Origin of the sequence: Nocardioides agariphilus, from assembly GCF_015352445.1 — a bacterium.
In the GTDB taxonomy this organism is placed as follows: domain Bacteria; phylum Actinomycetota; class Actinomycetes; order Propionibacteriales; family Nocardioidaceae; genus Nocardioides; species Nocardioides agariphilus.
In genome coordinates this window covers 122804-145487 of record NZ_JADKPO010000002.1, presented here as the reverse complement: position 1 = coordinate 145487, position 22684 = coordinate 122804, and the positions used below count along the sequence as shown (strand labels likewise).

The following is a 22684-nucleotide window of genomic DNA, read 5'->3' as shown; positions in this document are numbered from 1 at the left end:
TTCGCCAGATCGGCGCTGCCTGGTCCGGTAGCGTGAACGGGTTCACGAAGTCAGCCTGATGGGTTGCGTGGGGCCTCATGCCATACGAGTCGCGGACCCGGCGACGCCTCCGGGTGGCCGGCCGCTACGCGCGGTCGGTCGCGCACCCGCGCTCCTACCCCACGGTCGGCGTCATCCCCGCCTACTGGTGGGACGGGCACCCCAACTTCGGCGACGCGTTGACCCCGTGGCTGCTGCGTCCCCGCGGGGTGCTGCCCTTCCTCACGGCGCCGAGCCAGTCCCACATGGTCGGGGTGGGCAGCATCCTGGAGCACCTGCCCGACGACTACGAGGGCACGATCTGGGGCACCGGGCTGATGTACGACGCAGCGTTCAGCCTGCCGAAGGCTCGGGTGCTGGCTGTCCGTGGCGCCCTGACGCGCGACCGCATCGACGCGCCCGCCGATGTGACGCTGGGCGACCCCGGCCTGCTGGCCGCCGACGTGGTGCGCCGTCGAGACGTGCGCTACGAGCTGGGCTTCCTGCCTCACAGCAACCACTTCCCCAGCCCTCAGACCCGTGACCTGCGCAGCCGCGAGGACTCGCGCATCCACTTCATCGACGTACGCCGCAGCCCCGACTTCGTGGTCCGCGAGATCTCCCGGTGCCGTCACGTCCTCTCGACATCCCTGCACGGCCTGGTGGTCGCCGACTCGTTCGGCATCCCCGCTGCTTGGGCGAGCCTGGAGCCCGAGCTGATGGGCTCGACGTACAAGTTCCACGACCACGAGTCCGTCGTCACCCCCGGCTGGTCGCGGCAGATCGAGGTTGCGGTCGGCGACAGCGTCGAGTCGATCACCGGGCGGACCCGCCCAGCCGACCGCGACAGCGTGCGCGCCTCCGTCGAGGGACTGCGTGCCAGCGTGACGCAGCTGCCGGTCACGCGCGCGTTCGCGCCTGTGGCCTGGTGGCATCGGTGACCGACGTCCCGGACCCCGCGCCGCTACCCGACCCTGCGGTCGCCTCGCCCACCGACCGCTCCGGGCTCCAAGACGGTGCCGTGCGGGGAGCGACCTGGACCGTCATCCACACGCTCATCTCCCTTCCGGTCGCCTTCGCGGTCAACCTCGTCGTAGCCCGCATCCTCGGCGTCGCCGACTACGGCCGGCTGGCCTTCCTCACCTCCCTGATGGAGGTCGCGGGTGGGATCATCACGCTCGGCTTCAGCCAGGCGCTGATCCAGTTCGGCTCGAAGTTCCATGCCGCCGGGCGCCACGACGAGCTGCGCCATCTCCTCTCGGCGGCCCAGGGCTTCCGGCTGCTGGTCGCCGGGCCGCTGCTGGCCCTCGTGGTGCTCCTGGTCGTGGACGTGCCGCCGGCCATGCTCGCCATCGCCGTGGTCTTCGGCATCTTCGTCCCGGCTGCCCTCGATGGGGCCGCCGCGTGCGTGTGGATCGAGAACAAGTCGGCGGCCGGCGCCAAGCTGGCGATCGTCACCTCCCTGACCACGTCGGCCGCCGTGGTCCTCGCCGCGGTCCTGGCCCGGACGCCGGACGCGGTGTGGGCCACCCGCCTGGTCGTCACCGGGACGGCTGTCGCCCTCTCGCTGCTGGTGATCAGCCCCGCCTACCGCAGCGCCGTGCTCCGCCCGCGACTGCCGCGCGGGCTTCCCGAGGGCTTCTGGCGCTTCGCGCTGCCCATCGCCGCCGCCGGGGTGGTCGGCGGGCTGGTGATGTCACGCAGCGAGGTCTTCTTCATGACCTGGCTCGCGACTCCGGCCGCGGTCGGCGCCTACGCCCTGGCCTACGGCCTGGCCAGCCATCTGTTCGCCCCCGCGCAGGCGTTCGTCGGGCCCCTGATCCCGGCGATCTCCGGACTGCGGGCGATCGATGGCCAGGCAGTGGCGCCCGCCTTCCGACGTACGTTGCGGGCCAGCTCGACGGTCGTCGGCGTACTGCTCGCAGCAGCCGTCGCTCCGCTGGCGCTGCTGGTCACGACGCTCTACGGCCACGAGTACGACGCGTCCTCACCCGTCCTCGTCGCTCTCGGCATCTCTGCCGGCCTGGTCATCGTCTTCGCCCCGGTCACCGCCTTCGTGAGCTCACGGCTCTCCGCTGGGGTGCTGCTCCGCGCGAACCTGACGGCGCTGGCCGTCGACGCAGCGGTGGCCGTCTCCCTGATCCCGCTGATCGGTATCTGGGGCGCCGTGGTCGCCAGCATCAGCGCGATCGCGGTCCGCTACGGGCTGCTGCTGCGCAACGAGATCGGACAGCTCGGGATCGGCTGGGGCGAGCTCGGCGGGCTGGTCAGGCCGGCCCTGCTCGGCGTCCTGCTGTGCCTGGGGACCTGGTTCGCCGTACGTCCGCTCGGGGACGGTCTCGGGTCAGCCGTGATCGCCGGCGCGGCGGGTGTGGCGGGCTACGCACTGGCCCTGCGGGTGGCCCGCACCGGGCTCACCGAGTCTGACGCCGCCTCGATCGCCCGTCCCTTCCGCGGCCGTCTTCAGCCGGTGCTGCGGATCGTGCTGCCGGTGCTCACCGGACGTCGCGGGTCGGCCTGACCACCTGGTCATAGATCGCCTCGTAGTCGTCGACCACCCTGTCCCAGGTGAAGCCGCGGACGGAGACACTGGCCGCCTCGACCAGGCGTTGGGCCAGACCCGGGTCGGTCAGGACCCGGTCGATGGCCGCCGTCAGTGCGGCGGTGTCCTCGGGGTCCACCACCAGCCCGTCGTGGCCGTCGGTGACGAAGTCGGCGGCCCCGCCGTGCGAGGTCATCACCAGCGGAGCGCCGCCGCGCCACGCTTCCAGCGCCACGATGCCGAAGGCCTCGACCCGGCTGGGTACGACGAGCACGTCGGCCGCCGACACCGCGCCCAGCACCTGCGCCCGCGACAGCCGGCCGGGGAAGTGCGCCCGGTCGGCGATCCCGAGCCCGGCCGCGAGCGCCTCCAGCTCCGGGCGAGCGGTGCCGTCACCGCCGACCACGACGTGAACGTCCGGGCCCATGCGAGCCACCGCGCGCAGCAGCAGGTCGAAGCCCTTGTTGTGCTCCATGCGACCGTAGGCCACGACCACCCGGATGCCATCGGCAGACGGCCACAGCGGCGGCAGCTCCGAGACGAGGTCGTCCTCGGCGTCGATCCCGTTCGGCACCACCTGTCCGCCGACCAGGCCGAACCGTGTACGGAGGTCGTCGAGCACGAAGGTCGAGCAGCCGGTGACGGCCTCGGCGACCGACAACGCGCGGCGCAGGGCGGCCTGGCTGAGCGCGCTCCGGTCGAAGATGCCGCGGGCGTCGGCGAAAGTCTCTCCGTGGGACGACACCACGAGAGGCACCCGTCTGCGACTCTTCAGCGCCGTGCCGTAGACGCCGTTGGGCCCGAAGCACTGCACGTGCAGGACGTCGGGACGCAGCCGGCGGAAGGCCCGCTGCCACGCCAGCCACGCACCTGGGATCGTCACCGCCGCGCGGACCAGCGCCCGCAAGGTACGGGCGGGCAGCGGCGCCGGCAGGTACCGCACGGTCACCCCGTCGACCACGGCGGTGCCGAGATGCTCGCCACGGTCGACGGTCCACACCTCGACGTCGTGGCCGCGGGCGGACAGGAGGCGAGCGACGTGCCTGACGTGCTCCTCGACCCCTCCCGTGTGGGGGTGGAACGAGGAGGCGACGAGCGCGACCCGCTGCACCGCGACTCCTCCCGTCGGTTGCGCCGAGCGCCCGTCGGCGCGGCGGCTCGCCCTAGGATGCCAGCAGTCCGGATCCCGACCAGGAAGGACCGCCCATGCCGCGGCTGGCGATCGCGAGCATCGCGACCGCGGTGCCCATGGGGGCGCAGCGCTACGAGACCGAGATGGCGGCCCGGGCGCAGTCGGCGCTGACGCCCTACGGCGACTGGTGCGTGAGACGAGTCCTGGTCCGCTCCCTGCGCTCGCCGCTCCCCGGAGACCGCCGCATGCCGATGTCCAGGGTCGGGGCCGCATCGGTGCGCGAGCGCCGGCTGGCCGGCCGGGTGCTCTACCCCCGTGCCGACATCGTGCACCGCACCGCCCTCGAGCTGCCCCCGGCGCGGGTCGACGTGGTCACTCTCCACGACGTGGTCGCCTGGCGATTTCCCGACGAGTCGGCACCCGTACCTGCCGCGGCCGAGGAGCTGCGACGCGCAGCCGCGGTCATCTGCGTCTCGGCCTTCAGCGCCGGCCAGGCCGTCGAGCTGCTCGGCATCGAGCCACCCCACGTCGTACACAACGGCGTTGACCCGCGCTACCTCGACGCAGCGCCCCTGGCCCCGTCCCAGCTCGCCGCCCTGGGCATCACCGGCCCCTATGTCCTCACCGTCGGCGGCGCCTCGAAGCGCAAGAACCTCGAGGGCCTGGCCGCCGCCTGGCCAGCGATCCACGCCGCGCGACCCGACGTGACGCTGGCGCTCGTGGGACCCGAGCATCCCGAGCGCACCCGACTGTTCGCCGGACTGCCCGGCACCCGGCTGCTCGGGCGGCAGCCCGACGAGGTCGTGCCCGGCCTCTACGCGAGCGCCTCCGTGGTCGTGGTGCCCTCGACCTACGAGGGTTTCGGGCTTCCGGCCCTCGAGGGCATGGCGGCCGGCGCACCCGTCGTCGCAGCCGACACCAGCGCCCTCCCGGAGGTCGTCGGCGACGGCGGATTCCTGGTCGAGCCGACGCCGGACGGCATCGTCGACGGCACGCTGGCCGCCCTCGCGGGGGGCGCCGATGTCGAGACGGTGGCCGCGCGCGGCCGCAGGCGAGCGGCGGAGTTCACCTGGGAGCGCTCCGCTCGCGGCCACGCCGAGGTGTGGGCCTCCGTCGCCCGCTGACCCGCCACGTCGCGAGGCTGTGGAGAGAGTCCTCGGCGCACGCCCGACCGCGCCTAGCGTCCTCGCGTGGCCACCCGTGACGAGCTGACGCAGCGACTACACCGCCGACGCAGAGCCCTTCGACGTGCTGTGCTGTCGCGGCGCCGTCCTTTGGCGGCGCTGCTCGCGGGCGCTGCCGTGCTCGCCGGTCTCCACGAGGTGCGACCGCCCGCGCCGGCGACCGAGCAGGTCCTCACGGCCGCACGGGATCTACCGGCCGGCACGGTGCTGGCCGACGACGACCTCAGGTCCGTGGCCTACGCCGAGGGCACCGCCCCTGCCGGCCTGGCCAGGAAGCCGGTCGGTCGGGTGCTCGCGGCTCCCCTGCGCGCCGGCGAACCGGTGACCGACGTGCGGGTGCTGGGTCGCTCGCTGGTCGCGGCCTACCCCGGGACCGTGGCGATGCCGGTCCGGCTGCCCGACGCCGCGATGGCGGCCCTGCTGCGAGTCGGCGACCGGATCGACCTGGTGGCGGCCGACCCTCAAGGCGCCGCGCCGGCCCGGCTGGTGGGCTCCGAGCTACCCGTGGTCGTCCTCCCCGGCGCGACCCAGGACGACGCGTCCGGTGCGCTTGCCGGACGGCTCGTGGTGCTCGCCGTGCCCCAGTCGCTGAGTGAGGAGATAGCCCAGGCGAGCGTGACCGGGTTCCTGACCTTCACGTTCTCCCGATAGCGTCCGGTGTCATGACAGGGTTCAAGAACTTCGTCCTCAAGGGCAACCTCGTAGACCTCGCGGTCGCCGTGATCATCGGCACCGCTTTCGGGGCGGTCGTCGCAGCGTTCACGGCCTGGCTGACGGCGACCCTGCCAGCAACCGCAGAGACGTTCAAGGGCGCCAAGGAGGGCTCCGGCGCCTTCTTCGTCAACGCGCTGATCTCCTTCGTGATCCTCGCGGCCGTCGTCTACTTCTTCGTGGTGCTGCCCTACACCAAGGCCAAGGAGCGCTGGTTCCCGGCCGAGTCCCCGGGCACGCCCGCAGACGTTGCGTTGCTCGAGGAGATCCGCGACCTGCTCAAGGAGCAGGCGGGTCCGGCCTCAGCCACCCCTGGGGCCTAGCCGTGGTGTGGCGGCACCTGGTCACGGATCCAGGTGTCGCGGTCCCGCTCGCCCCGCCCGTCGCCCCGCCCATCGTCGGGGTCGCGCTCGTCTGAGGTCGTCTCGGGCAGCACGTCGCCGAAGACCTCGGCCAGCCTGCGCTTGCGCTGGGCCTCTTCCTGGGTCTCCTTTCGGGCCTTGTCTCGGGGCTCGTCTCGTGGACCGCTCACGCGCAGAGCCCGTTCTCGGCGGCCTGCTGGGCCTCCTCGTCGGTGACCCCGTCGGTCGGCGAGCTGGTCGGGGTGCCGGGTGAGCCCGGAGTACCGGTCGGAGTACCGGTCGGAGTACCGGTTGGGGTCTCGGTGGGCGTGCCGGGCAGGTGCTCGGCACTGATGGCGTCACCGAGGAACTTCCGCGGGATCGGCTTGTCGTTGATGATCGCCGTCCAGACCTGCTCGGCCTCCGGCAGCCAGCGGATCCGGTTGGGGTCCTCGGGGGCGTACTGCCACGGGACGGTGATGAACTGGATCTTGTCGAGCCCGATGCCCCGGAACTGCACGCCGAGCTTGGCGATCTTGGCCAGGCTGCCCAGGCCCTCGTCGAGCTGCAGCGACTTGGTGGCGGCCTCGAGGAACTTCAACAGCCGCACCGGGTTGGCCAACGTGTTGGCACTGAGCACCTGGTGGGCCATCGCGGCGATGAACGCCTGCTGGCGCTTCATCCGGCCGACGTCTGAGCCGTTGCCCAGCACGTAGCGCTCGCGCACGTAGTTGAGCGCCTGCATCCCCTCGAGCTTGCGGGTGCCGGCCGGGAGGTTGATGCCGTGGGCAGGGTCGACGATGCCCGGCTCGGGGATGCAGACCTGCACTCCGCCGATCGCGTCGACCATGCCGCGGAAGCCGGCGAAGTCCACGACGATGTAGTGGTCGACCCTGATGCCCGTCAGCTTCTCCAGCTGGTGGATCGTGCAGGCCGGGCCGCCGACCGAGAAGGCCTCGTTCCACATGGCGTCGGTCGCGCCCGGGATCGGCTTGAGGTTCTTGTCGAGACACTCAGGGCGGTTGACCAGGGAGTCGCGCGGGATGCTGATGCCGTAGGCGCGCTTCCGGTCGGCCGAGAGGTGCAACAAGATCGTGGTGTCAGAGCGCTTGCCGCCGCCGGTCAGGTTGTCGATGTTGTTGCCCGGCGCGTCCCGGTCGTCGGACCCCATCACCAAGATGTTGAGCGGCTCCTTGGGACCCTCGACCTTCACCTTGTCCGGCCGGTCGGTGATCTGCCTGGAGACGTCGACGACGTCGAGGTTGCCGTTGTAGTGGCGGTAGAGGTACAGCGTCGACAGCCCGGTGACCAGCGCGAGCACCACCGAGGTGACCAGGAGCACGCGCCCGACCGTGTGCCGCTTCTTGACCTTGGCCCGCCGCTTCGGCCTGGGGTCGCCGGGGGTCGAGCTGGCGCCCTCGGGGGCGTCGTACTCAGACAAGCGTCGACCTCTTGAACACGGACTGGGACACAGGTGGGACGTCATCGAAACCGACGACGATCCGTCCATGGTGACGCGTCGGTGGGCGTAGTTCCAAACGAGTGGGCCACCCGTCGACGAGGATGCGGCTGTGCGGAGTACGTCGAGACGCGGGCTGCTGGCGGGTGCCGGTGCCCTCGCCCTCGGCACCGCGGCCACCGCCATCGGCGTGGAGACGGGCGTGCTGCCGGGACGTTCGGTGGCCTACCACCGGCTAGGGCTCGACGGGCGCGACGGCAAGGTGCCCGATGTCGAGCCCGGTCGTGGACTCGACACCGCCAGGATCGGCTTCCTGGGCTGGTTGGCGATGAGCCCGGCGCTCTGGCAGAAGTACGACGACACCTCGCCCGGCTCGTTCGACGACGAGGCCGACTTCGAGGACGTCACGCCGTTCGGCCACCAGGCCGAGCTCGACGGGATGGCGATCCGCATCGACTGCGGCGACGGCGACCACGACATCGGCTACTGGCGCCGGATCGTCCCCCAGCACCTCGCCCTCCTCGGCACTTCGCTGGGTCGGCCGGCGACCTGACAAGATATGTCACCGTGTCGCGGCTGGACCGCACACGCTGGCCCCAGTAGGACGTGCGTAAAACCCGTGCTACGCCCGATGAACTGCTGCAATGCCGACCCGGTCGGTCGGGCTGGAAGTCGTTTCTCCTGGATCCGGAAGGACCTAGTGTCCGGAAATGTCCGCTTCCGCGGCCCTCCACTCGTCGGTGTGGCAGCGCATCACTTCCTCCAGGTCCTCGTACCTCATCAGCAGCTTCAACTCGTCGGCGGGGAACGGCGTTCCGTCTTGTTCGGTACACAACGAGTAGAGAGCCCGGAAGTTCACCAGGCCTTGGTTGAACCAGGCCTCGGGGTCGCAGAATCGGCCCACGAGTTGGCCCACCTTCGCCCACACCTCAGCGCGAGCCACCTCGCCGCGTCCCGGTCCAATGACGAGGCGGGCCAAGGCGGCCTCAAGTTTGACGACGTGCGGGGCCAAAAGGGTGTTCCTGGCAGTTGAGCGAGTCGACCCGTTTCCTCCGGCCACGTTGGGCTGGTTGTGGGGCATCTGGGCCGGGTCTAGGCCGAAAACTTGCAACCGGTCGTCGAGTTGATCGACGGGGACAGTGATGAGTGAGTCGATCTCGTCGAGCTTGGCCGCGAGGTCGTCCGGCAGCGGCTCGCCAGGAGGGAAGCTCAAGACGTGGCCGGGCAAACGGGCCCAGGAGACGGTCGTGTAGGTGGTGGGCACGTGGCGGCCACGGGTAAGGCCGTATACAGGATCCATATCCTCCCCGAAATCGAGTCCGAGTTCTCGGCGCGCATGGGCGACTCGGACGGTCGCCGCCCAGTCGTCTCGCATGTCGTGGGCCTCGTCGCCGCACTGAACAGCGAAGTCGTCCAGGGACGCAACGTTCTCGAAGATCCGGTCGGCGGCGCGCCTCCTCCTTCTGGCTTCCGCGACGGCTGCCCTCTCCGCGAGGTAGCGCCTGTCGGGCCGGCCCCTGCTTGCGCTCACGAGGCCACCCCCTGGCTCGTCGGGACGCGACGGTCGGTCGGCGTTGTAGCCGCGAGGATCCGGGCCTCGCTGGTGTCGGCTTGGCGATCCATGAGGGCCCGGTGAGTGGAAGAGAGTTGGTCCAACACCAACTGCACGGCCCGCAGACGAACCGAGTCCGAGGCATCGCTGAGAAGCGTTTCCAACACCGCAAAGGCACTCTCCGCCATGCCGGTCAGCCGACCTGCGATCGCGCACTGAACCTCTTCCCGTCGCTCCGCGACGAGGAGTGCGACCTGCGGGTCGCTAAGCCAGCGGCGGACGGTGCGATCCGTAACCCCGAAACGCTCGGCGAGGAGCTTCTGCCTCCATCCCAGCACAACGAGTTCGATGAACTCCGGTGGAACTTCAATCATTCGAGTGGCCTAACTCTTGGGTGGGACCTCCCCTTGCGGGAGGTTCCTCACCTCTGAGCTGGCCTCGCGATCGATTCGACAGCGTCTCGGCGCAAACAATCTTGCGAAGAGTTTGACGCTATGACTGAGAACTACAGGTCGACGCGTGACAACATCTGTTCGCTTGACGATCGTACACCTCACGCGAAGCCATGACCCCCTGCCTGATCTCGTCGCGATCTGATGGCAAGTGCATCGATGCCTGCTCCGACCGAATGGTCCCTCCTCCGTGGCGCCTGCGGGAAAGCAAAGGCGGGCTCCCCAGGCGAACTTGATCTCACAGAACTGCCAGCTCGAGATGGAGCAGGTCCGGGGAGGGAGGTCACTCTGGGGAGGTCGAACCCTCATCGCGTTTTGGTAGTCGCGGGGCCAACGCACCGACCGGCCTAGCACACGCGGAAACGCGTCCGTCATGGCGGCCCACAACATGATGCTTGACTGTCGATCTCGAACAGTCGCGCGGGCGGCGGGCAATGAGGAGGTTCTATGGGTTGGTGGTCGGGTCGCAAAGAGGCACGGCGCGCTGAACGGGCTGCACGTCAGGAGGCTGAGCGGGCGCGGGAGGCCATGCGCCTGAGGACGGAGCAGGAGCGAATCCAGAAGCATCTTAACGGAGAACAGGTACTGGACTTCCTAGAAGGCACCTACTGGGACGCCGAGCATTACATCAGCGAAGTCCTGGATCGACCTGAGGGGATCTTCAACATGTGGGATTCCAGGTACGTCAAGGTTGGAACGGGGAGCCTCGTGGTCACCGAGCGCCGCCTAATCTTCGTCCCAGACGAGGGTGGAACGCCACGCGCCGGCACCTTCGCCGAATCTCCCCGCGACAAGAGCGCTCCCAGTGCCAACGCGTTGGCATGGGTCACTTTCAACCCCGTTGAGACCATCAAGGTTCCTGAACAGCACTGCATCATGATTAGTTTCGACGGGAGATACCTGCCCAAGTACGACGAGTTCGGGTTCTTCGCCACAGACTCACCTCGTGTGAAGGCCTTCAGTCAGGAAGTCGAGCGGTCGGCGCGGAGCGCGAGAAGGGGTGCATGACCAGTCTCGACCGGCGTCCCCATGTGCGTGGCAAGGCGGTGGCCAACTCGGCGAAGTCTCCGAGCGGCCGCCTTCCCCGGTCGCACGTCAGTTGGCGACCTCGCCAGTACCGATACGTAGACCTTGAAGGTCGGCTGGTCGTGTCCGAGGTTCACCGGCACCCGAGATGCAGATCCCTCCGACCCCGCGCACCCCCTTTTACCCAATCCCCTGAATGTCCAGGCTCAATAGCGGAGACCTCCCGAGTGCGCTCGAGTGCACGGCGGCTGTGGGGTTGGCGGTCTCCGGGCTCCGCGATGTGGCGCGCTCTCCTTGGCTCGGTAGCGAGGGAGCGCAAGCACCACAGCTCGCGGATGGGCTACGCATGACCTGGTTCGCGCGGATGTGCCGATGCAATCTCGTAGCCTGCCCTCAGGGGTGGCGCCGGGAAGTCCGCGGGCGCGCGCTCGCGAGGACGAGGCGGATAGTGAACATGCGCCGGTGGTGTGAAGACAAGCCAGGAGGACCTCCCATGTGGGACTCGACCGACGGTGTTTAGTACCCGAAGAGGGGGAGACTGCGCGCGTGGACGTGATGGCGTTGGGCCTGCCGAGGATTGGCAAGTTCGTGGAGCGACACGTGTTGTCGATCGTGGAGTATTGCGATCACCATCCTGAAGAGTTCGAGCACCTCCGCGATGAGAGCTACTGCAAATCGACGCTTGGCGTGCGCTACCCGTTCTTTCGGAGTCCGGACCTGATAGTCGGTAGGTACGAGGGTCGATACCGGTCGAGTCCGCAGGTCGTCGTGTGCGGCGAGACCGTCCTGTTCACCAACGACTGGTACGCGCGGCACTACGTGGGGTTCGTCAAGTACATCGCGGACAAGCAGATGATCGACCAGGACACCGCTGCTGCCTACTTGGACGCGCTCTCCGAGAGTGTTCCTCGAGCTGGCGCTGCGGGTGAAGCCGGCAGCCGCGGAAGACTAGCGGCGCCGGCAATTGGGAACGCCCAGAACCTGTTGGTACGCAACGTTCTCGGGAGGATCCGACCGGACGCACACGCTCACGGCGGGTGGGAGTCCACATGGAGCTACTTCGGCGGACGATGCGCGTACTGCGATGAGCCATTGGCGGCGCACGACAAGGACCACGTCTTCGGGATCAACTCCAAGAGCCTGGGCGAACACAAGCGAGGCAATCTCGTTCCGGCGTGCAAGGACTGCAACAGCGAGAAAGGCGATGAGGACTTCCGAGACTTCCTAGATGCCAAGTTCATGGCAGACCCAGCAACGGCCGAAGACCGAAAGGCAGCGATCTTTCGGTTCATGCTTGAACGTGACTACCTGCCCTTCGCGCTCGACCCTCAGGTCGACCCGGCTGCCATCACGGCGCTCCTGGATCAAGCCCGTACTCGAGTGCAGGAAGTCGCCACCGAGTACGTTGCGCAGATCAGATCGTTAGTGACCTCATGAGCCAACGAGCCGCAGCACCGGTCGCCTGGACCATTCGCCTACCGAAGTCGCTGCAGGACTCCGACGACAGGTGACCTCGGGATGCGCTTTGGCGCTAGAGCTAGTGGGTCAGGCGGCCGAGCCCGTGCCAGGGTGTCGTGGCCCCGGGCGCCGTAGGTATTCGCCGGGGCTGCGCTGCGACGGCAGCGCCGGATCGCCACCCGACGCGGGACTCCAGGGTGGTTAGAAAATCGGCCGCGCAGGCGGCACAGCGTCGAGTGACAGGCTCGCGCACGACCCTTCGACAACAATGGGAGGCGCGAGACCAGCGCGCCAGCCAAGGAGGAAGCCCGCCCATGAACCTTGAGGAGCAGATCGCAGATCTCGACCCAGCGCCTCAACTCGCTGCGCTGCTGCGCGACGTCACGGCGCAGCGAACGGTCGAGACGGCTAGGGAGTCCGGATACATCAGTATCCGACCACCCGACCGCAGCATCGCGGCGTACGTCAACCGCCAGCACGTGGACATCGCTGTGGACCCAGCGGCCTCGGCAGGAGTCGGTGTCCGCGTGAAGGCAACGCGCGTGATCGCAAAGACGACGGCCACCCACTATGTGCGGGTGCCCGGGTCCAGCCTCCCGGACGGGGCAGTGCTAACCGAAGTGTTGGCGGCCATCGAGTGGCGAGACCACGGACCTCGCTGGTCTGGCGCCGCCGCAGGCGGCGCGTTCCGCGATCTCGCGGGCGAGATCTGCGGAGAGTGCTTTTACGAGATCACACCGTCGGGGGCCTGTGGGTGTGACGGCTGACCGCGTCTCTCCGCTCAGCGACTCCGCGAGCTCGATGGCGCTTCCTCGAGACGCAGATCCCGAAGTCCCCGCTCACCTCTTACTTTGATCCCCTCGATGGCCAGGCTGCATCAAGGAGACCTTCCACGTGCGCTCGAGTGCGCGGCGGTTGGGATTGGCGGTCTCAGCGTCGCCAGGCGGCGCGCTCCTCTTGACCCGGTACGCCTGACCGTCCGGAAGCCGTCTGGGGGCAAGCCACTACAGGCACCGATGCGCGCAGATCGCCCGAGCCCAGTGGATCTCGTAGACCACTCTCAACTGTGGGACCACCGAGGCATTCAGATGTGCGAGCGCATTTTCGGCCCGAGCGAAGCGTTGGATAGGGTTTCCACAGAGCCCCCGTAGCTCAGCGGATAGAGCAGTGCCCTCCGGAGGCATGTGCGCAGGTTCGAGTCCTGCCGGGGGCGCTCTCGTCACTGAGACGTTCTCGTGCGGTTCCCGAACCCGGAGGTCATCCGCGACCCGTCGAGTTGAGCAGACCGATCGCTGGCAGGGCCGGTCGATCCGCTTCCCCGCGTTTGTGATGGTCGTCCTTCGCGAGCGGGTTGCCGGGCAGCCATGAGCCACCTAGGCGTTGCGCTCGAACGCATCCTGAGGGTGTTTGAAGATCAACAGCGCCCCCGGGCGTCAGCGCGGGGGCGCTGCCTCAGGGGCTGGACAACCGTCCAGCTACCGCCCTCCGTGGCTCCAACCTAGTGAGTTGGGAACTGCGGATCCAAACTGGGCGTACCTGCGCGTTCGAGACGGCCGCGTAAGGGACGGACACATTGACCAAACCGGTGCCTGGCGCCCCGCTGTCCGGGCGAGGTCGCCCCGCGAACTCGAACTGGTAGGTCAGCGGGGTGGTTCTCGTCGGAACTCCGCTCAGCCCTTGCATACCCGATGTGGCGTGGGCAAGGTTCCCACCGACGGTGGCGCTGCCGCCGGCGACGGCCAAGGGTTGGTCGGTGTGGACGAGGTCATAGGCGGATAAGAGCCCCGCGTTGAGAGGGTCGAGTGCGCTTCGTCCGAGAGAAGGACAACCTGGGCCTGCGCGCGGTCAGAACGTCTGCCCTCGTAACTGACCACAGAGAGTCCAGTAGACATCGATGTCGCTGACCTCAAGATTCACCAGTGTGTCATCGCCACCGAGGAACAGTGGGATCCTGTAACCAACGCACTCATCTCGACGTAACGGCAGTTGGTCTGTGTTGGATCGCGACCAGTCGGCAAAGAAGGCCGAAGCGAGGGCTGCGTCTGAATGGTCGACGAGTTCGACGTCATGGAATGCCGCGAATGAGAACGGGATCTCCAACGCCTCACCCGTCCCCGGCTCGAGAAGCAGCACTTGGGGTTCTTGGCCTACGACTCGGCCCGAGTCGACCGCGAACTGCCGCCCGAGCCAGTCGTATCCGAAAGGACACACTCGCTCAGCAAACTCCGGGAACGCATCCGTCACCAGTGACAACGCCTGCGGCCCAGTTCTGTCGTCGTGAACTCGGTAAACTCCCCCGTCGAACGAAGCACCGGCAAACTCTCGTGCAAACGCTATGTACCCATCTAGCGCCTTGAGCCGTTGGTGCGTCCAGACAGACCCCGCTTCGGACGTATCGCGCAACCCTGAGTAGGCGGCCCAGAATCGCTCGAACATCGGTGCCACCTCAGCAGATCGCCACGCCGAGGATGGGTTCGCCATACTCGAGAGAGCTGAGTTGAGCGGCGATCTGAATACCAAGACTGCGATTGACTGCAAGGTCGAGTGGCTTCATGTTCGAGATGTCGTCTTGGCCGCCGAGCTGGAGGTCGATCGTGTGGTCGACGTCCTGACCAGCGGGAACACTCCTGCCCGTAGCCTTCACGTAGGTTGAAGTGGCCGTGCCGGAGCGTTGGGGTAGCGTCTTTCTCAGCTCACCTCTTTGTGCGGCCTCGTAGATCGCCTTCACCTTCTCATCCGCGGCCTGGCGTTGAGCGGGTGTCCATCCGGAGTGGTACTTGAGGCGCAGTCCACCCTGCGGTACAAGGTCGCAGTCCTTCCACGGCTTCATTGGTCGCCACCACCGGGCAGCCTTCGCAACTTCGTCTGTCTTGGCTGCGGCTCTTCCTGCCTTCGCAGCAGTCGCCGCGCCCTTGGCCGTTGCGGAGCCTTTCGCGATCTTCGAAAACGCGAGGCCTGGTAGAGCAGCAGCAAGGGAAAGCCCAGCCATGCCGTAGTCACCTTCGATCGCGTACCAGGTGGCGTTCGAGGCGGCTGCAGTCACTCCGATCGCGCTGAACGGCGGCGGAGCGAAGGTCGCGAGGGTGAGGATGTTCAGGACCAGGTGACCCCAGTGCCGAACCCAGCCCCACACGGCCTTGGCTGCGGCAATCACACAGTGCCCATAGTGGAGGGGATTTAAGGAGCATCCACTGTCCTGCGCCATGTCGCGGGCCAGGGCTAGAAGGATCAGCGAGTCGTGCGTGGGGCCGAAGTCTTTCGACGCGGCGTCGTAAGGCAGCGGCTGCGTGGCTGCTTCGCTCGAGATGGTTGAGTCGATCGCTGACGACAGTGCAGTGAGCGCAGCCGTCATGCCGATGCTCTCATCACCTGACCCTTCGGGGAATCGGTGTTCAAACAGCAGGAAGTGCGTGAACCTGCCGATCTCGTAGTCGGACCCGTCTATCTCCACCCTGCCGGGCTGGAACTCGGTGAAGGCCCACTTACTCGCCACCGAATTGGCTGTCAGTGCGGCTGTCAGGGCCAGGACACCATCCGTCAGGTAGGCGCCGTTGGGCGCGGGCGCATAACCCACATCGTCATCCGGGTCCGCGACGGGCCAGGCGTCATCGCCTTCTTTGCGGTCGAAGTCGAAGTACTCCTTGGTCACTACTTGGAGGAACTTTGGCGACCAGTAGCCACGGGACAGAAGAAGCAGCAGATTGGCCCTGTTGGCCCTGTCCTGCCTTTCGCGCTTCTTGCCGTCCCGGTCGAAGAACCCGTCGTGGGCTCCGTATAACTCAGTCGGGGTCGTGGTGGCCAAGACAAAGTCGGAGGTCCAGGTCTCTGGCAAGGTGCGATCCCTCGCGCCGTGCGTCGCCAAGGCCAGGGTGCCTGCCAGGTCGGTCAGCGTGAGCTCGTAGGCGTGAGGGTCGATGCCAGTCTTCAGCGGAACATCCTCGCTCCTGCCAGCGACCGTCGCCAGCGCGTCTCCGAGGTCACGCGGCGTGACCGCTGAAGCGAAGAAGTAGGCGAAGTCCGTCCCGCCACGGTTCGCGGCCAACCGCTCGTCGAGGGCGACCAAGTCGCCGTCCTTGAGGGCCTGGACTGCGGCTCTGGCGTCAGCTCGAGTCCCCCACAGGTGGTCTCGGAAGGCAACGACGCCTGACAACGAGATGATGAGGGCTGCAAGGAGGCCAAGGACCAGCCAGTTCCGTTGTGTTCGCAGCATCCAGAACCGATCCGGCCGCTCTCGGCGAAACCTCAGCTCCGTACGGAACCGGCCCTCTGCCTGGTCCACGAGTTCCTAACCCCTGCCCTGCCACTTGTCCACCACATGAGGCTGTTTGCGGCGAGCAGCTCGCCCGGACTCCTGCCTGAATCGCAACCGGTCAGTCGCCCCGCGCCGCTGTCAAAGACGCGGAACTGAAGTCGCTACTGTGTTGCTCCAGACTCAGGTCCCGACCGCGATACGCAGAGTAGCCAGATCGAGCCGCCAGTTGGGTCGATTTCCCACACTTGACGCCCGCACGAAACGAGGCTGTTTACGTCGAGCCTGCACCGGAGGGCTTCCCGCCGGTCACGGTGTGAATGGCGTGAATCACTAGTTCCAGTTCAGCTAGATCGGCCGTGACCTCATCTGCCGTCAGGAGGGCTCGTCCTCGCCCGGACCTGTCACCCTCGTGCGCAATCTTGTTGCGCCGCGTGGTCAGACGGTCCAAGAACTCGACGGTGCCACCCTTGGCGAAGCCGCACTCATGGTCAATCTTCGACGACCAGGAATCGACGCCGAGCATGCTGAGGAGATGCCCCACTTTCGTGGGGGCCGTGCTCGCCTGCTCCCTGACGAAAGGCTCGATGACCTGTCCTCGCAGGCCCCACTTCTTCCGTTCATACTTGGCATCGATCTCGAGCCAAACGCCCAGGTTCATCGGGATGCCTCTCAGCCGTGCGGTGGCCTTGCCCGCGTTGAGCAGTGGGCCCACGAGCTCCATGGCCCGGTCAGCCAGGTACGTCTCGCCGGCTGCGCAGGCTGCGACCAATGCCTGCCGGAGAAGCGGTCGAGGGTCGTCAAAGTCCGATCGCTTCACATCGGATCCTGGGAGAAACGTGACGAAGAGGTTGGCGCTTTGGAGGCAGTCCAGAGATTCCCAGTCCTTCGCAGGCACCTTCAATGCCTCACCCACACGCTTGCGTAGTTCCTTGCGCATGCGGTGCACTCGCGTGTTCGTCAGAGCCTGCGCCATCCGGACGAGATGTCGAGCGTCCGCCATGTTGATCTCAAAGGCCTCCAGGGCGGTGGGCTTGGGGATCCGACGCTTGTCGAGGGTGGCCACTATCGCCGCCTGCTCGGGGTCACACTTGCGCCTGTCACACGGTGCATGATGGCAGGCCGGCCGCGAGCGGGGGCGGTGGAAGGGCCGCCCGGGGCCCTTGCGAGGCGGTCCCGCTCGTATCACGCATGGCGTCCGGAGCAGCCCTCCCGCTGTGCGAGGTTGACCCGCGAGCGGAGTGGCAGCGGCCGAATCAAGGTTCGGGTCGCCCAGGGCCAGCCTGGCCTTGTGCTCGTCCCGTGGCACCCGGTCGTCCCCGTGGCACCCGGTCGTCCCGTGGCACCCGGTCGTCGCGCGCTGGGGCGGACGCGCTGGCGGCTGCAAGGTGACGTCGCCGCATCGGAGCGCGCACCGACGAGCCACCCAAGGCGTTGATCCATCAAGTACGGCGACCTCAGGCTCGGGGTCTGGCGGCGGAAACGTCGCTCATGGCACGCCATACCTAAGGGGTGTGGCTGGCCCAGAGCCGTTCAAGGTCCAGCTCGTCTCCTGGGTCTACTGAGGTTCCGCCGCCCTGCGGGCGCCAATGTGTGCTGGGCAGCTGGGACTCGAGCAGATCGACGGGAAGAACATCCTGCGGATCTACTACTCGATCGAACTCGACCTCGACGTAGTTGGTTGTCTTGCCGGGCGTCTCGTCCCAGTGATCGTCCTCGAACGGCAAGCGTGAGACCGTGCCGCTAGCGATGATCCCCCGAGGTTCCTCGCCCACTCTAATGAGAAAGAATCGATCGCCGATGGAAACTCCGTGGCGTCGGTTGCTGACCGACCAACGGCCATGGACTTGCCTTCCCGCTGACGTTTCTCGTATCTCCAGGCTCAGATCGTCCCATTGCCACTTGGATGGGTTCCAGATGCCAAGAAGAGTTCCCACGGCCCTTTCCCTTCATCGCTCATATCCCGGGACCCTACGCTCAACCGACACGAGCCAAATCAGCTGCGCATGAGGTTATGCCGCAGCAGCGGATGGATGCAGACCAGGCCCCCGGCGTGGCCGGGATAGTTCGAGCGCCCGTCGAGAGGCTCTGGCAGGGTCAAGCGGCCAACTTCATCCACTAGAGCCGTCACGCAGTGAGATATTGCCTGCGGTCACCACGGTGGAGGGCCGGCTCGCGCCGGTGCCGTGCACGACGGCGATCTTCATCCGTCGCCTTCGGCTAGCTCGTTGGCCAGATCTTGGAGCTCCACGGGCCGGAAGGGATACTCCAGGCCCGTTCCCTCGGTGCCGATTTGGAGGTCAACGAGTTCGTCGTACAGGACGACGGTCCCGTGGAAGTCGAGCGCGCCTTCGAGTCCGAGTGCGTCGGAGATGCCGAAGGCCTCCAACAGTGATCTCTGGTCGTAGATGAGATCGTCGGCGTAGCGCAGGACGTACTCGCGTGAGGTGATGGTGGGATCGAGGAACAGCGAGCTGTCCACGGTCATGAACCTCTCGGGGCGACGCAGCAGCTGCTGCCACACCTGCTCGACGGTGCTGCCAAGAGCCCGGTGTTCGACTCGGTGCAACGAGCTCTGGTACGCGTCGTTCTCGGCTGGGAGGACGTGTAGGACGCGAACGCGGTCGGCTCCCTCGGCGCCGGTCTGTTCCAGCGCGTGTGCGAGAAGTTGTTGACGCACGAGCTGGTAGATCGGCTCGTCCAACAACAGGTCGAAGGGCAGGACCTCTCCTCGGATCGGACCGGCGGGGTCGGCCACGGCAGGGCCGTACCTACTTTGGCGGACCGCGTCACTCTCCGGGGCGGGCGCGCGGCGGCGGTAGGACTCTGTGTACTTCCATTCGAGCAGCACCAGTTCGGTGGCGCCATCGGCAGCGCGGTGCTTGAACGCGGCGTCCACGCTCGTGCAGTGCGCGCCGCGGATGCGCTCACCTCGCGGGGCCTCGTTGAAGAAATCGTTCGGCCCGATGTACTCAAAGGTGAGGTAGCGTCCGGGCTCGATTGGAAGGACCTCTTCGATACCTACGAGGTCTCCGAATGCCTGGTGGAGGCGGTCGGCGTCGAGGACCATCTGGCCCAGGGCGTTCACGCACTGCACCTGGGAGGAAAGCAGGTGGTTGCTCGGGCCACCGGCGACCCCGGCGTGCCAGGGGACTCCGAGCTCGACGAAGAGCTCCAGTGCCAGTTCTCGGACTTCGGGAAGCAATGACCAGGTTGCGTACGCAGGGGGCAGGCAGAAGTCGTGCTCCGGCCCAGTGGATGACCCGTTCTTGGTCACATAGGGCGCCGGGAGCGTCGCTTCCGCGGGAAGTGTGCCGGTGCTGTGTTTCCACCGCACCGCTTGGGCCTTCTGGGCCTGCGAGTACGTCATAGATTTGACGGTAGCTGCATCCTCCGACATTGCGGCCCCTCTCCAGGGAACTCACCGACGCTGCTCCGCCGGGGACTAACCCGGGTAAGCTGGAGGCCGCATGACCTCTGAACTACGGGGCCGACCGGTCACTAACGGACTGCATCCCTCACGGCCACCAGACCGTCTAGGTTCTTTCAGGTTCCTCGGAGGATTCAGTCAGAGGCCGTTGCGGATTGCGGAAGTAGCTCGGACGTCGTCCTCGTTGTAGGTCAGGATGCGGGCTCGCCCGGCGTCCCTCGTCTCGGCGGCCGCCGTCTGTCTAGCCTCGATGAGCCACAACTGCGACTGCAGGCCTCCGGGGTCTTCGTCGCGCCAACCGAAACCGAACGCCGGCGCCACCTGCTTGATACCCAGGCCGTGCAGCCCGAAGTAGTGCTCACGGACGATCGGCAGGAGATCGACGAAGCGGCTCGTCAGGTCCGCGACGTCCTCCTCCCCGAGCAGGCGCTTAAGGTATGCCGGCTCGGGATGGGAGTAGTGGTAGACGAGAAGCGACTGGCCGGACTGGTCAGCAGCCGCGATCTCGGCGCGCAGCCAGTCGGCGAACTGCTGTGCGAGCCCGACCGCCGAACTGTCGTCTAGCTCGTCCCAGGCAACCACCGGATGGTAGGTCGACGCCTGCCCGGCTCGGGAGACCATGGCCCCCCATAGGTACACGTGGTCCTCGGTGTCCCACTCGATGTCGAGGTCGATCTCGACGTCGGCGCGCGGCACGATGATCTGACCCATGGTCTCGCGCTCGAGCGTCACGCCCGCGACAGTCATCCGTGCCCGGCGTACGGCGTCGGCCAAGCGGCGAACGGGATCCTTGATGTTGGTGACTTCAGGCAGGTAGCGGTCTTGGAACGTGTCGTCGTCGATACTGAGGTTCGCGAGGTCCTCGACGGTAGTCACACCAACCTGGCTCAGAGCGTGCCATTCGCGTACCGAGAGCCGCCCGGAGCGGATCTCGGCGCTCGCGACGTCTGGCCCAGAGACCGTGCGGCAGTGGTCGTACCAAGGGCATGCGTCGCACTCGTCAGTGAAGATCGGCTGCACCAGTGCTTCCTCAGCCCCGGCTGCAGCCGCGGCGACCTTCAACCTGAAGCCGTGCTCGTGGTCGTAGCGCTCGAGCGCCGTCCGCTTGGCAGTTCTCTTCGAGCGCGAGTAGGTCACAAAGAGGGGTGCATCCAGCTGGAGCCACGTGAGCACGTGACCGCTTGCGGAAAGGTCGGGGAGATGGTCGGTGCCGATGATGAACCCGAGCGGGACGCTGCTGGTTGGCGAGCGCCCGATGGACTCCAGCATGCGCCAGTAGTGCGCGAGCTGGAGGTAGTCACCGAACCGAGCCGTCACTTCCGCGGCACGGCCGGGATACGTGGTCTGTTCTGTTGGATCGTCGAGCCGCGAGTAGAGCAGGGTGCCTCGCGCCCGGACGGCGGTCGACTTGTGTCCCTTGACGTCGCCGGGGACGTACGCCGGTCGACCGTCGCCGCGATCACCGAGGCGAAGGAGGACATCGGGCCGCCCGCTTCGCCCGCCGGCAACATCGTCGGGCAGGCATCCGCCCAGGATCACCTCGACGCCCGCCTCTATCGCACCGAGGGTCGCCTCGATGGCGGCGGCTTTGTCGCGGATGTGAGAAAGGTCGGCCAGACGCTCTGGACTCAGCGCAGCCCGCAGCTCACCGAAGACTGTTGCTTCGAACGCGATGCCGGCATCCATTCGCATCCGCAGCTCGCCGGGGACCTCCCACCCCGTCTTTGCGATGCCGGGATCCCACTCGTTGTGGATGCGCCGAGCGCAACGCTTGGCGTCGTAGCCAGTGAAAAGGACCGTGGGTTCGCTCATGTCAGCCTCACCATCAGATGGGCAGCTCAGCGTTCCAGCGTCGAGTCTCCAGCCGCTCGTCGTACTCGCCGGATGCAGCCCCGAAAGCCAGCAATGCGTCGGCGAGGCCCTGCCACTCTGGACCAGCCACGGCTACCCGGCGGTAGAGGTCACGAGCCGCGTGCACCAGATCCTCGTCGAGGCGAAGCAGTCCGCGGAATCGCTCGTCCAGGAGCCAGGATGCGTCGTTCGAGGCATGAGCCGCCACGGCGTCCAGGAAGATCTCGAGCGTGCGTGACCGCTCCTCGATGGTTCTACCGGACATGCTCAACCAGCTCAGCTGCCCCCGCCAGAGCTCACGCCGTACCCGGTCGTCGTCGACGTCCAACAACGTGCCAACCCCGCCCTTGAGTCCGTGCGCACGCCGGAACCGGTCCACCTCGTAGGCCAATCGCACCACGTTGTCGTCGGCCAACGAGGCACCAACAAACAGGACATGTCGGGTCATCAAGAGGGACTGCAGCAACGCACCCGCGGGTCGGGTCTCGGCATCAAAGCTCACGAACTGACGACGGGTGAGGACGATGCTGTCCGGCACCTGCACATCGCCGTGCAACTTGAGCACCCACGGCTTCCCGGCGCGCGGGTGGTCCCACGGGAGGACGGTGGCGACGTTGTCTCTCCCTCGCTGCATGCGCACGGCGCTCTCATAAAGGCGGTCGTAGTTGGTCGTCACTGCCTCCGCACAGCCCAGCGATGCCAGCAACGCGTGCCCGAGGGCAGGCACGGTCGCCTTGCTGACGATCCGAGCGACCCGGTCCCCGAGATGCTCGACCCGGTGGTGCAGGAACTGAGCCTGGTCCAAGGCATTGAGGCGTTCGAAGCCCCCGCCGATGTCGACGCCACGTTCAGAAGCTAGCTCCCCAAGAAGGCCAGCCCAGGTCGGCAGGCCCGCAGGAATGCTCACGCCGGCACCCATGAAGAGAGCGAGCTGACCCTCCCGCGCCGCCTGTCCGATACGGCTTGCGTTCTGCAGCTGTCGAGCCGGAAGTGGCCACTCGGCGGTTTGACGACGCAGATGCTGGGCCGCACCGTAGACCGAGCCATCCGGGGTCACCACGGCCACATCAAGATCAAGCTCAGCGGCCGCATCAGTCATGGATGAGAGCAGTCTCCTCACCACCGCCCCTCGCTGGTGGTCCAGCCCTCCTCCTGCGATCCCAAGGACTGGCACAGCCACGAGAGGTTTGGTTCGGTTTCGGGAGGGTTCGGGCGCTGTGGCTGCAATGTCTCGCAGAGCGGCGACCGCACGGTCCATGATGACCTCGGCGCCTGCGGA

21 protein-coding genes and 1 tRNA gene are annotated in these 22684 nt (G+C 67.1%); 10 read left to right on the top strand and 12 right to left on the bottom strand.

The annotated features are described in order from the left end of the window. Window positions 1-77: 77 nt before the first annotated feature. Window positions 78-959: a polysaccharide pyruvyl transferase family protein gene (locus ISU10_RS02545; protein WP_194694797.1), complete on the top strand. Its 882-nt coding sequence runs from the start codon at window positions 78-80 to the stop codon at window positions 957-959. After that, on the top strand, window positions 956-2539 hold the full coding sequence (locus ISU10_RS02540; RefSeq protein WP_194694796.1) for a lipopolysaccharide biosynthesis protein: 1584 nt from the start codon (window positions 956-958) through the stop codon (window positions 2537-2539). Before ISU10_RS02545 ends, ISU10_RS02540 begins: the two co-directional genes overlap by 4 nt. Here the strand turns inward: ISU10_RS02540 and ISU10_RS23990 are convergent. After that, on the bottom strand, window positions 2514-3671 hold the full coding sequence (locus ISU10_RS23990; protein WP_194694795.1) for a glycosyltransferase family 4 protein: 1158 nt from the start codon (window positions 3669-3671) through the stop codon (window positions 2514-2516). The two genes, ISU10_RS02540 and ISU10_RS23990, sit on opposite strands and share 26 nt — an antisense overlap. A gap of 95 nt (window positions 3672-3766) precedes the next feature. On the opposite strand from ISU10_RS23990, the gene ISU10_RS02530 reads away from it, so the two are divergent. The 3 genes from ISU10_RS02530 (at window position 3767) to ISU10_RS02520 (ending at window position 5910) form a co-directional block, all read left to right on the top strand. Next, window positions 3767-4816, top strand: a complete 1050-nt coding sequence (locus tag ISU10_RS02530) for a glycosyltransferase (protein ID WP_194694794.1) — start codon at window positions 3767-3769, stop codon at window positions 4814-4816. 66 nt (window positions 4817-4882) lie between these two features. Then, a complete protein-coding gene (locus ISU10_RS02525; protein WP_370864603.1) occupies window positions 4883-5527 on the top strand; it encodes an SAF domain-containing protein in 645 nt (214 codons plus the stop codon). 11 nt (window positions 5528-5538) lie between these two features. Continuing rightward, window positions 5539-5910, top strand: a complete 372-nt coding sequence (locus ISU10_RS02520; protein WP_194694793.1) for an MscL family protein — start codon at window positions 5539-5541, stop codon at window positions 5908-5910. Here the strand turns inward: ISU10_RS02520 and ISU10_RS02515 are convergent. Together ISU10_RS02515 and ISU10_RS02510 are read right to left on the bottom strand one after the other, a co-directional pair. Next, window positions 5907-6119 (bottom strand): hypothetical protein, encoded by a 213-nt coding sequence (locus tag ISU10_RS02515; protein WP_194694792.1) that lies wholly within the window; start codon window positions 6117-6119, stop codon window positions 5907-5909. The genes ISU10_RS02520 and ISU10_RS02515 overlap by 4 nt on opposite strands. Then, window positions 6116-7369 carry an LCP family protein gene (locus ISU10_RS02510; RefSeq protein WP_228499275.1) on the bottom strand — a complete coding sequence of 418 codons (1254 nt, stop codon included), beginning with the start codon at window positions 7367-7369 and terminating at the stop codon, window positions 6116-6118. The genes ISU10_RS02515 and ISU10_RS02510 overlap by 4 nt, the downstream gene beginning before the upstream one ends. A gap of 130 nt (window positions 7370-7499) precedes the next feature. Here ISU10_RS02510 and ISU10_RS02505 point away from each other — a divergent pair, with 130 nt between their 5' ends. Next, on the top strand, window positions 7500-7940 hold the full coding sequence (locus ISU10_RS02505) for a hypothetical protein (protein ID WP_370864602.1): 441 nt from the start codon (window positions 7500-7502) through the stop codon (window positions 7938-7940). A 144-nt stretch (window positions 7941-8084) separates the two neighbouring features. Here ISU10_RS02505 and ISU10_RS02500 read toward each other — a convergent pair whose 3' ends face one another. Together ISU10_RS02500 and ISU10_RS02495 are read right to left on the bottom strand one after the other, a co-directional pair. Beyond that, window positions 8085-8918: a hypothetical protein gene (locus ISU10_RS02500; RefSeq protein ID WP_194694790.1), complete on the bottom strand. Its 834-nt coding sequence runs from the start codon at window positions 8916-8918 to the stop codon at window positions 8085-8087. After that, on the bottom strand, window positions 8915-9313 hold the full coding sequence (locus ISU10_RS02495; protein ID WP_194694789.1) for a hypothetical protein: 399 nt from the start codon (window positions 9311-9313) through the stop codon (window positions 8915-8917). The genes ISU10_RS02500 and ISU10_RS02495 overlap by 4 nt, the downstream gene beginning before the upstream one ends. 606 nt (window positions 9314-9919) lie before the next feature. On the opposite strand from ISU10_RS02495, the gene ISU10_RS02490 reads away from it, so the two are divergent. The 4 genes from ISU10_RS02490 (at window position 9920) to ISU10_RS02475 (ending at window position 13088) form a co-directional block, all read left to right on the top strand. After that, window positions 9920-10399: a hypothetical protein gene (locus tag ISU10_RS02490; protein WP_194694788.1), complete on the top strand. Its 480-nt coding sequence runs from the start codon at window positions 9920-9922 to the stop codon at window positions 10397-10399. Between the two features lie 573 nt (window positions 10400-10972). Continuing rightward, the gene (locus ISU10_RS02485; protein WP_228499321.1) at window positions 10973-11854 is read left to right on the top strand and encodes an HNH endonuclease; all 882 of its coding nucleotides are present in this window, start codon (window positions 10973-10975) and stop codon (window positions 11852-11854) included. Between the two features lie 335 nt (window positions 11855-12189). Further along, entirely contained in the window at window positions 12190-12642 is a 453-nt protein-coding gene (locus ISU10_RS02480; protein ID WP_194694786.1) for a hypothetical protein, read from the top strand. A 374-nt stretch (window positions 12643-13016) separates the two neighbouring features. After that, window positions 13017-13088: transfer RNA gene (locus ISU10_RS02475), tRNA-Arg, on the top strand. A 632-nt stretch (window positions 13089-13720) separates the two neighbouring features. Here ISU10_RS02475 and ISU10_RS02470 read toward each other — a convergent pair. From ISU10_RS02470 to ISU10_RS02440, 7 genes are all read right to left on the bottom strand, one after another. Next, on the bottom strand, window positions 13721-14311 hold the full coding sequence (locus ISU10_RS02470) for a T6SS immunity protein Tdi1 domain-containing protein (protein ID WP_194694785.1): 591 nt from the start codon (window positions 14309-14311) through the stop codon (window positions 13721-13723). Between the two features lie 10 nt (window positions 14312-14321). Further along, window positions 14322-15938 (bottom strand): hypothetical protein, encoded by a 1617-nt coding sequence (locus ISU10_RS02465; RefSeq protein WP_194694784.1) that lies wholly within the window; start codon window positions 15936-15938, stop codon window positions 14322-14324. 460 nt (window positions 15939-16398) lie between these two features. Continuing rightward, the gene (locus tag ISU10_RS02460) at window positions 16399-17190 is read right to left on the bottom strand and encodes a hypothetical protein (RefSeq protein ID WP_194694783.1); all 792 of its coding nucleotides are present in this window, start codon (window positions 17188-17190) and stop codon (window positions 16399-16401) included. A gap of 439 nt (window positions 17191-17629) precedes the next feature. Then, window positions 17630-17851 (bottom strand): hypothetical protein, encoded by a 222-nt coding sequence (locus ISU10_RS02455; RefSeq protein ID WP_194694782.1) that lies wholly within the window; start codon window positions 17849-17851, stop codon window positions 17630-17632. 476 nt (window positions 17852-18327) lie between these two features. Continuing rightward, window positions 18328-19494, bottom strand: coding sequence for a PGN_0703 family putative restriction endonuclease (locus tag ISU10_RS02450; protein ID WP_370864598.1), 1167 nt, complete (start codon window positions 19492-19494; stop codon window positions 18328-18330). Between the two features lie 198 nt (window positions 19495-19692). Then, window positions 19693-21366, bottom strand: coding sequence for a TM0106 family RecB-like putative nuclease (locus ISU10_RS02445; protein WP_194694780.1), 1674 nt, complete (start codon window positions 21364-21366; stop codon window positions 19693-19695). 13 nt (window positions 21367-21379) lie between these two features. Beyond that, a complete protein-coding gene (locus ISU10_RS02440; RefSeq protein WP_194694779.1) occupies window positions 21380-22504 on the bottom strand; it encodes an SIR2 family protein in 1125 nt (374 codons plus the stop codon). Window positions 22505-22684 lie beyond the last annotated feature (180 nt).